Below are 1,277 nucleotides of genomic sequence, written 5' to 3'. Positions count from 1 at the left end.
GGGCACTCCCGGCTACCTGGGCTACGGCTACCCGCCGCCCGGCATGCCGCCGTACTACTACCCGGGATACCAGGTCAGGCGCACGAACGGGCTGGCCGTCGCGGCGCTGGTCTGCGGGATCTGCGGCTTCCTCTACTTCATCCCGGCGCTGCTCGGCCTGATCTTCGGCATCATCGCGGTGCGGCAGACGAAGCGGGACGGCACGGACGGCCGCGGCATGGCCATCGCCGGCATCGCCACCGGCTCCGTCTGGCTCGGCATCCTGCTGGTGATCATCATCGCGGTCGCCTCCTCGAACTGAGGCGGGGCCCGAGCCGGGACCGAGGATCGGCACCGGACCCATCCGCACCAAGGGCCTAAACCGGCGCGAGGTGGGAAACACCCACTAAGTGAACACGCATTCGCCCCCGGCGCGGCGCCCCCTGATAGGCCTGACCGCCTATCGCGAGCACGCGTCCTGGGGTGTGTGGCACACCCAGGCCGCGCTGCTGCCGCACAACTACGTGGACTTACTCAGCCAGGCGGGCGGCGTCCCGGTGCTGCTCCCGCTCAGCGAGGACGCCGCCGCGGCCAGCGTCGTCGCCTCGCTCGACGGCCTGATCCTCACCGGCGGCCCCGACATCGAACCGGTGCGCTACGGCGCAGCCCCCGACCCGTACGCCGAGCGCTTCCAGTCCGACCGGGACACCTGGGAGGCTGCCCTGCTCGCCGAGGCGCTGCGCGCCGACCTCCCGGTCTTCGGAATCTGCCGCGGCATGCAGCTGATCAACGTCCAGTGCGGCGGCACGCTCCTGCAGCACCTGCCCGAACTCGCCGGCGGACAGCGCCACCGCCCCGCCCCCGGCGTCTACGGCACCGTCCGCATCCGCCTCGACACCGCCGCCATGCCCGGCTCCATCCTCGGCCCCACCGTCGACGTCCCCTGCTACCACCACCAGGCCATCGACCTGCTCGGCGACGGGCTCAAGGCCACCGCCTGGGCCCTCGACGAGACCGTCGAGGCGGTCTGGAACCCCGACCGCCGCTTCCTGCTCGGCGTCCAGTGGCACCCCGAGGCGAGGGACGACCCCGCCCTGTTCGCGGCCCTGGTGCGGGCAGCCGCGTCAGGGAGCTGATAAGGCCTTCTCGGGCGGGTCCGGTTCGCTCATCGCTAGTGCCGCATCAGGCAACGTTTGCCCCGTCGGTGTGGTGACGCCGCCCGGCGGGGCGGATGTATCAGACTTGGCACATGGCGGAGCGGGTTCAGGTTCGGGATATCGATGACGATGAGGGCAAGC

At 71.4% G+C, this 1,277-nt stretch carries 2 protein-coding genes; both read left to right on the top strand.

Going from position 1 to position 1,277, the window contains the following annotated elements; all coding sequences use genetic code 11:
- Positions 1–301 (top strand): DUF4190 domain-containing protein (locus KDK95_RS34640; RefSeq protein ID WP_212522587.1); only part of this gene is annotated, 301 nt, incomplete at its 5' end.
- Between the two features lie 88 nt (positions 302–389).
- Positions 390–1,115, top strand: a complete 726-nt coding sequence (locus KDK95_RS34635) for a gamma-glutamyl-gamma-aminobutyrate hydrolase family protein (protein ID WP_212522586.1) — start codon at positions 390–392, stop codon at positions 1,113–1,115.
- Positions 1,116–1,277: the final 162 nt, after the last annotated feature.

Source organism: Actinospica acidithermotolerans, assembly GCF_018139625.1.
Lineage (GTDB): Bacteria > Actinomycetota > Actinomycetes > Streptomycetales > Catenulisporaceae > Actinospica > Actinospica acidithermotolerans.
This window is presented reverse-complemented; position numbering and strand designations above follow the sequence as displayed.